Source organism: Stieleria sp. (assembly GCF_041595215.1).
In the GTDB taxonomy this organism is placed as follows: domain Bacteria; phylum Planctomycetota; class Planctomycetia; order Pirellulales; family Pirellulaceae; genus Stieleria; species Stieleria magnilauensis.
This window is the reverse complement of the sequence record NZ_JBFHKV010000359.1, coordinates 1-7,408: the sequence shown is the minus strand read 5'-3', so window position 1 is coordinate 7,408 and position 7,408 is coordinate 1. Positions and strand designations below refer to the sequence as shown.

The 7,408-nt window shown below is 61.4% G+C and carries 8 protein-coding genes; 1 reads left to right on the top strand and 7 read right to left on the bottom strand.

What is annotated here, in order from left to right:
- Positions 1–559 precede the first annotated feature (559 nt).
- The 4 genes from ABX749_RS15180 to floA form a co-directional block, all read right to left on the bottom strand.
- Complete coding sequence (locus ABX749_RS15180) at positions 560–1,042, bottom strand: cyclic nucleotide-binding/CBS domain-containing protein (RefSeq protein WP_145209893.1); 483 nt, start codon at positions 1,040–1,042, stop codon at positions 560–562.
- A gap of 3 nt (positions 1,043–1,045) precedes the next feature.
- Positions 1,046–1,546, bottom strand: a complete 501-nt coding sequence (locus ABX749_RS15175) for a CBS domain-containing protein (protein WP_372896712.1) — start codon at positions 1,544–1,546, stop codon at positions 1,046–1,048.
- A 464-nt stretch (positions 1,547–2,010) separates the two neighbouring features.
- Positions 2,011–2,913 carry an alpha/beta hydrolase family protein gene (locus ABX749_RS15170; protein WP_372896711.1) on the bottom strand — a complete coding sequence of 301 codons (903 nt, stop codon included), beginning with the start codon at positions 2,911–2,913 and terminating at the stop codon, positions 2,011–2,013.
- Between the two features lie 8 nt (positions 2,914–2,921).
- Positions 2,922–3,902: a flotillin-like protein FloA gene (floA, locus tag ABX749_RS15165; RefSeq protein ID WP_145222410.1), complete on the bottom strand. Its 981-nt coding sequence runs from the start codon at positions 3,900–3,902 to the stop codon at positions 2,922–2,924.
- Positions 3,903–4,466: 564 nt separating this feature from the next.
- Between floA and ABX749_RS15160 the strand changes: the two genes are divergently transcribed.
- Positions 4,467–4,805, top strand: coding sequence for a hypothetical protein (locus ABX749_RS15160; protein ID WP_372896710.1), 339 nt, complete (start codon positions 4,467–4,469; stop codon positions 4,803–4,805).
- 84 nt (positions 4,806–4,889) lie between these two features.
- Here ABX749_RS15160 and ABX749_RS15155 read toward each other — a convergent pair whose 3' ends face one another.
- The 3 genes from ABX749_RS15155 to ABX749_RS15145 form a co-directional block, all read right to left on the bottom strand.
- On the bottom strand, positions 4,890–5,753 hold the full coding sequence (locus ABX749_RS15155; protein WP_372896709.1) for a hypothetical protein: 864 nt from the start codon (positions 5,751–5,753) through the stop codon (positions 4,890–4,892).
- The gene (gene fhcD / locus ABX749_RS15150) at positions 5,750–6,706 is read right to left on the bottom strand and encodes a formylmethanofuran--tetrahydromethanopterin N-formyltransferase (RefSeq protein WP_372896708.1); all 957 of its coding nucleotides are present in this window, start codon (positions 6,704–6,706) and stop codon (positions 5,750–5,752) included. Before fhcD ends, ABX749_RS15155 begins: the two co-directional genes overlap by 4 nt.
- Positions 6,703–7,408 (bottom strand): amidohydrolase family protein (locus ABX749_RS15145; RefSeq protein WP_372896707.1); only part of this gene is annotated, 706 nt, incomplete at its 5' end. The genes fhcD and ABX749_RS15145, both read right to left, overlap by 4 nt.

The window sequence follows — 7,408 nt, the reverse complement described above, 5'->3', positions numbered from 1 at the left end:
CGGAGGGATGTCAGCGATTAGCCGGAGGTCAGCGCAGCGCCACCTCCGGGAAGCACGACCCACAATCCCGTCGACACCGGACGGGGTCGCAGCGAATCCAGCCGCCGGCGGTGCGGCAGTTTGCGTTCGTAAAGGAGTTGATCGGTGAGCTTGAGCGTGCGGGCTGGCCGGGTCCGAGGGCGCCGACGTCATTTGCTTCGACACCCTTCGGGGTCGCGTCTGACGGGGGACCGGATGTCCGGAGGTGTCGCTGCGCTCACCTCCGGCTACTGGCTTGGACCCCGTCGGGGTCTGGCCGCGCGCCCAATACCGCTCAATCGACAAGGTTTTGACCAGCGCAGGGCCCGTAGGCTCGCGCCAAACGGCTGATCATCAATTGATATCAGCCGGTTCGCGGCAGCGTCCGGGTACCCCTCAATGTCGATTCAGCGGTATTGGGCTCGCGCCCTTCCGCTAACAAAGAACACTGCGTGCTGTCGAAGCAGCCGGCGTTGGAATGCAAGCCAGGGCGCCCCTCCTTGGGCAACACCATGGCGAACATGCGGTTTGGATCTGCGACTTAAAAGTGTTTCTGCATGAACGCGAACATGCGTTTGGGGCTGATCACGCCCTGAACGCATTCGTCCATGTCCAACACGGGCACGTGTCGATGACCGGCGACCGCGATCGCGGCAGCCGCAGCGGCCGAAGGATCGGATTGGTAAACGATCGTCGGATTGGTGGTCATGAAATTCTCGACCGGTTGGCCGCAAACCCGCGGGTACTTTTCCACCACTTTTTCAAGCACGTCGCGCTCGGTAAAGATCCCGACCAGGTGTTCGCCGTCGACGACCAACAAACTGGCCGCGCCTGAATCGTGCAGCATCTCGACCGCCTCTAGGACCGACGCATGCGGACTGATCTGCAGATACGGCTTGGCGTCGATTTCCGCGATCGGGTCTTCTGCCAGTGCACGCTCCAGTTCGGTGTCGTATTCGGCCGGCTCGAAGTTGGAAAGTGGGTCACACGTTTCAGCCGGATCCATTCTAAAAAACGAACTCATCGGTCAAGCTCCTTCGCGCTGCAGCATCCACGGTGCACTACCGAGACGCTGAACGGCGATTTGTTTCGCGTAGCAATCACAAACGTATTCCGCCAAGCCCCGCTGACCGGTCAAACCGATCAGGTACCCCTCGTCATCGGTCACGCACAAGAAGCGGTGCCCCTGGTCAACCACTGCTTGCCAGGCGAACAGAATCGGGTCGTCGGCTCGGACGATGCCGACGTCGGGGTCGGCGAACGCCGAGATCGCGGTCGTGTCTAAGGAAACGCCCGCCATCAGCATCCGGATGATCGACTGTTCGTTGAAGATTCCCTGCGGGCGGCAGCCCGGGTCGACGATCACGGCACAGCCCAACGAATGGGTCCGCATCAGTGCGATTGCCGCGCGGGCAACCGTGTGCTCATCAAGGGCGATCGCGTCACGCAGCGGAAGTGTGCGGATCTGCTCACGCGATAGCTGTTCTTTGAAGCTCATGGTCTTGGTCTCCAGAAAGAGAAGGACCATGGTAGCGTTGCACCCGAGAGGCCAAATGTGGCTGTTTCAGCGTGCAGCGAGCGGTTTGCCGAAGATCACGGCCAGGGGGATTCGGTGCTCCGATGTGCGATGCGTAGGGCGTTGGATCTGCCGCAGAAAGAGGTGTGACTGCGCTTTCCAGAACGGCAAGCTGACCGGCTCGTTCGGGGCTGAGGCTTTTCTGGGCAGGATCTGCATCGAGTTCGGGCAGACGATGCAATTCTAAGCAGTGCTAAATTGCCGAAATTGGGGTGTACAGGTTGGGCTGCACAGTTTGGGCCTTCTACTGACCGGCGCTCTTCGACGCGACCGGGGCGATGCCCCAAGACCGCTTCGTGAAGCCTCGTTTCCTCCAATTAGGGCCCGTAGGCTCGCGCCAAACGGCTGATCATCGTTCGAGATCAGCCGGCTCGCGCCAGCGTCCGGGCCTCGCCATCGACATCAGCTTCGCGGTATCAGCCGGACGTGCGATCGTTGGCGAGAAAACGGTGGCACCAGGCGGCCAGGATTTGCGACACGAAGGTCAGGTCTTGGGGATGTTTGGCCAACAGGTGATCCGCATCCGGCAGCGCCATCAGGCTGACCGGGGTGATCGTGGATGCATCGGCCGAGCGGTCGGTTTGGATCAGCGACATCATCCGCAGCGCGTGATCGATCCCGACGGTTTGGTCGACCGGGGAGTGCATCAGCAGCACCGGGCAAGAGACTTGGGGCAACAAATCGGTGACGTTGTGACGGCGAAAGTCCTCCAGCATCTGGCGGCGGATGGTCCATTCGATGCCGCCGATCGTGACCTTGCCTTGACCCTCGGTTTCGATCGCGGGGTTCATCCGCGACAGCAGCGTGGCGAGGTGGTGGGTGTCACTGGGCGCGGCGAGCGTTGCGACGAAGCGGAGGTTGGCCAGCAGGCCGTCGTGATCGGGCAGGCCGTCGTGATCGGGCTGGAAAGACTTTGCGGCGGTGACCAACGAGGCGATGCCACCAAAACTGTGCCCGACCAAGGCGGTGACCGGCCCCAATTCTTCGTTGGCGAATCGGATCGCCGCGGCAAGATCGCGAAGATTGGTGGTGAAATTGGTTGTCGAAAAGTCGCCTTCGCTGCCTCCCAGTCCCGTCATGTCATAACGCAGCACCGCGATTCCGTATCGGGCCAAGGCGCGGCTGATCTTGACGGTCGCCTTGAAGTCTTTGTTGCAGGTGAAGCAATGCGAATAGACCACGACCGGCCGCAGCCGGGTGCGCCCGGCGTCCTTCCATGGATGCCACACCTTGGGTCGATCGACGATGCCGGCCAAGTTGACGCGTTCGGTTCCGCTGGGAAACCTGACGCGGTAGGAGGTCGATTCGTATTCGTTCACGAGAGCCGTTAGATGCCCGATCCGTTGGGGGCGGCGATGCGGCCGGCGCGGAACGCTTCGGCCATGGCTTTGGGCACTTCGGCTTCGGCCAGAACCAGGTGAGCCTTGTTGCTGGCGACCATCGCGCTCATCTGTTGTTCTTGCGCGACGGCTTCGGCGCGACGGCTTTCCGCTTGGGCCTGGGCGACGCGTGTGTCGGCTTCGGCTTGGTCGCTTTGCAGTCGTGCGCCGATGTTCTCGCCGACGTCGATGTCGGCGATGTCGATCGAAACGATTTCAAAGGCGGTTTGGGCATCGAGGCCGCGATCAAGCACAACGCGGGTGATCATGTCCGGATTTTCGAGCACCTTGAAGTGTGTTTCGGCCGAGCCGATCGAGCTGATGATCGCCTCGCCGACTCGGGCGATGACGGTGTCTTCGGTGGCACCGCCGATCAGTTGTTCCAGGTTGGTGCGAACGGTCACACGAGCCCGGACGCGCAATTCGATTCCGTTTTTGGTGATCGCACTGAGCGTGGTTTTGCCGCTGCGGCTCGGGTCGGGGCAATCGATGACTTTGGGGTAAACGCTCGTTTGGACCGCGTCCAGCACGTCGCGCCCGGCCAAGTCGATCGCGGCGGCCTGGTCAAAATCGAGAGGGATTTCCGCCCGTGCGGCGGCGATGATCGCGTGGATGATGTTCATCACGTTGCCGCCGGCCAGATAATGAGCCTCCAGACGACGCGTGCTGATGCCGGCTTGACGGCCGATGTCCAATCCGGCTTGCGCCGACATCACCTTGGCCTGGACGATCACATTCGGATTGACCTTGGTGAAGTGCATTCGGATCAGGCTGGGGGCGCTGACATCAGCGACCGACATGTAGGCCTGGACCCACAGCTTGCCGTAACGCAGTGCGAAGAAGCCCATCACGGCGGCGAATACCAGGAAGACGAGCGTTCCGATGGCGATCAGGGCTGCGTAAAAGGCCCCATTGGCTGCCAGTAGCATCGCTGCCCGAGGCAGTGGGATCGCAGCGGTGGCCGCGGGGACGGAGGCGGCGGCGATCAAGGTAGACGGGACGAGCAACATGATGACGCAATTCCTTTGAAGCGTGATAAGTTCTCGGGGCGAACGGTTCCGGAGGATGAGGGGCAGCATCCGGAATCAGAACGTCATCATTGTGACGGTTCATCACTGCGTATCTTAAAGCTTGGCGGAGTCCGCTCGCAAGGTTGTGCGGCACCACAATTGAGGACTGCCGATCGTTTGCGTGTCACGGCAAAGCCACCGCGTCATGGCACAATCGATCGCCAACGTCGTGATTCTCCGGAAAAAAACGTGAATCTGATGAAGAATTCGACTTCTCAACATGTTTTCAACTGTCCACCCACGCAGAATGTGCGTACTGTTTAAAGTGCAGTATTTTCGGGAGAGAGGCGATGCAAGGGATGCAAGTCGGCTGAGTTGGGCCGGCGAGAACCTTTCCGATTCAGAGTGATCGGAGGTCGTTTCTAGCGTTGGTCGAAGGGGAAACGGATCGGGCAATTTTTTAGGCGAAGCGAGGAACAAGTCATGCAGGCAAATTGGAAAGCGGGGGATTGGGCGGTCTATCGTAAGAGCAAGAGCGGCGTCAATCCGGGGCGTCGCGCGGCACAAGTCGTCGCGTCTCCCAAGGGTGAAACCTACGGCTATGTCGTTGACAAGTTCTGGGTCGTCGATGAAGTGCTTTCCGACGGTCAACTGCGGTTGGTCACGGCCAAGGGCAAGGTCCACACGATCGACGCCGACGACCCCAACCTGCGCCGCCCGAGTTTGCTGCAGCGATTCTTATGGCGTGAGCGTTTTGCGATGGTAGAAGCCAGCCGTCAGCACGCCGGTGACCAGACGCCCAGCAACGCGGTCGGAGCGTAGCGGAAGCGGCTAGCGCCGCCGGCTCGCTCAATCGCAAACAGCGGCGAGTGCACTACCAGGAATGGCGAGTGCCACTACCAGGAATCAAGTGGTGGCCGAGGACTCTCCGAACGCCATCTCACCGAGCGCCATCTCGGCGGTCGATGCAAAGATCACTTCTCCCAGCCCACCGACGGTCCGATCGGCGCGAGTCCGAAAAACGGGCAATCGCTCCAACGTTTGGGTGATCTCTCCAAACAAGCGGTCGGAATAAAGATTGAGGAACGCCGGGTCAAACCGGGTGGGGCTGGAAAAGCGTCCCGTTGCGTCGTCGTCCAGCTGGTCGGCGTGCCGCACCATGGCCGACGCGTTGCCCAGGATCAGGCTGCCGCGTCTCATCCCCACGGCCAAACCCTCGCCTGTTTCGCCGCCGACGCAGATCGTTCCCGCGACCATCGACGCGGCGAGCATCGTTCCGCTCGAACCGCTGATCAACAACGTGCCGCGCCTCATCCGATGACCGGCGTAGTTGCCGACGGATCCGTGGATTTTGATCATGCCGCCGGACATGCCCGATCGGCGGGCACCGTGGGGAGCCGCGACGAAGTCCCCGGCGTCGCCTTGGACACAGACCGTGCCGCCGGTCATGCCACACGCCGCGTAGTCGCCGACGGAACCGATGATTTGAAATTCACCGCGGTCGTGCATGGCGGCCAGCCCATGAACGTTCTGCAGCGGGCCTTCGACGACCACCTGATCGGTTTCTGATTCCGCGATCGTCAACTCGAACCAATCCGCCAATCGGACCCGGCGCCCGTCCACGCAGATCGACAGTTCGTTGATCTGGGCAGCTTGTTTGCCCGCCAGAGAGCTGCGTCGAATGTTCGAGGCGTCGATCGCGTGCGGTGCGGCATCGTCGGCGGCATCCCCAGCGGCGTGGGCACGGTATTGGAGGTGCCAGCGTGTCATGACAGAATCTCGTGCAGGTGAAAGTGGTGGCGTCCAAGTTTGCCGCCGTAGTTTCCTGCCGTGACGGCAACCAAGCCGTGTTCCCCACAGCTGGTGCAAGCGGCCTGAATACCGGCCCGCATGGCGTCGGCAATCGCATCGAAACTCAATCCGTCCAACACCACTTCCAACACCGCATTGTCTCCTTCGCCCAATTGCGAGTCGGTGATGCCGCGCAGCGTGGGGCAAAACGCATCGTTGGTCGACGCGATCAGTGACTTGTATTTCGAGCCAATCTTGGAACCGCTGCGTGCGACGCCACCTGGGAACGGCGTGATCACATCGGGCATCGATTCGATCGCACCGATGGCGGCGCGGGCGGCGCGACTGGCCGCATGGATGTCACGAGCGACCAGCAGAAAATTGCCACCGCCGATCCCCGACGTGCGCGGCGCGTCATGCTGGCAGATAAATTCACCATCCATCACGGGGATCCGCCAGAATCGCTTTCCGTCGATCACCTTGCTGATCTGGTTGCCGTCGCCGAAGAACCGAAGCGTCTTGCCCAACGCGATTCGTTTGTCGCGGGGAACGTCGTCGGTGATTCCTGCGAACAACGCGGTGGTCGGACAGGTGAGCACACATTGGCCGGCGCGGCGGGTGATCTGTTTTTCCAGTTCGCCACCCGACATCCCGAAGGCCAGCAAGGCGATGCCGGGGCGGCCGTCGGGAGTCTCTTTCGCCGACAACCGACGTTCGATATCGATTTCCAGTTTGCAGTCGATCACGCTGGTCCCGAATCCGCTCATCGCCATCGCGGCGTGCTCGGCCCAGATCTCGTCCAGCGCGGTGATGATCACCCGCGTCGCTTTCATGTCGAAGGCTTCGGCGAAGGTGGCTTCGATACGGACGCCGTTGATTTCCAACCGGCGGGTGGCGTCGGCATTCGGGCCGGCGTTGTCGTGTTCACTCATCGGGCACGCTCCCGCATCGATTGCTTGACCGGGCGGGAACGAAGCACCGAGTGCATTTCATCATCACTGATCCATAGCCGATTCAAGTCGAACGTCGACGACGCGTTGTACTCGCTGCGGAACCGCTGCACCGACTGCGGATCGAATTCGACGTCGGCGGTCAGCGTTTCGTGCCCGACTTGGGTTTCGGGTCTCGTTTGTTTGGGCGTGTAAGTTCCGCGGTCGATGACGTGTCGTCCCTGGGCAAACACGTGCCGGGGCGAGCGAAACATTTTCTCCAGGTCATCGTCTGTTTCGTAGACGGTGACGTCGGCGCTGGCCCCCGCAGTCAGCCGGCCGTGTCGGGCCAGCCCCATGATCGACGCCGGGGCGCTGCGTGTCATCGTGGCGATTTCGGGCAACGTGTACTGTCGCGATAGCCCGCCGAGCGAACTGGCCGCGGCGGCATCGGCATGGATTTCCGCCAATGCGGTTTCGCGAAAGGAGCGATCGCCGAGCAACCGCAACAGGTGCGGGTACGCGGTGAAGGGGGCTCCGTTGGGATGGTCGGTGGTCAAGAAGACTCGCGTTGGGTCGTCGATCATCAGAAACAGTTCCAACCCGATGGCCCATTGCAGCGAATGCACGAATTGGCGGCGGCGGTATCGAAAGGGCACGACACCACAACCGGCTTCGCATTCGATATCGACGATCGCGGATTTG

What these genes read in the sequence shown, in the direction of transcription:
- ABX749_RS15180 (WP_145209893.1), bottom strand. Translation starts at nt 1,042, where the DNA reads ATGAGTTCGTTTTTTAGAATGGATCCGGCTGAAACGTGTGACCCACTT.
- ABX749_RS15175 (WP_372896712.1), bottom strand. Translation starts at nt 1,546, where the DNA reads ATGGTCCTTCTCTTTCTGGAGACCAAGACCATGAGCTTCAAAGAACAG.
- floA (WP_145222410.1), bottom strand. Translation starts at nt 3,902, where the DNA reads ATGCTACTGGCAGCCAATGGGGCCTTTTACGCAGCCCTGATCGCCATC.
- ABX749_RS15160 (WP_372896710.1), top strand. Translation starts at nt 4,467, where the DNA reads ATGCAGGCAAATTGGAAAGCGGGGGATTGGGCGGTCTATCGTAAGAGC.
- ABX749_RS15155 (WP_372896709.1), bottom strand. Translation starts at nt 5,753, where the DNA reads ATGACACGCTGGCACCTCCAATACCGTGCCCACGCCGCTGGGGATGCC.
- fhcD (WP_372896708.1), bottom strand. Translation starts at nt 6,706, where the DNA reads ATGAGTGAACACGACAACGCCGGCCCGAATGCCGACGCCACCCGCCGG.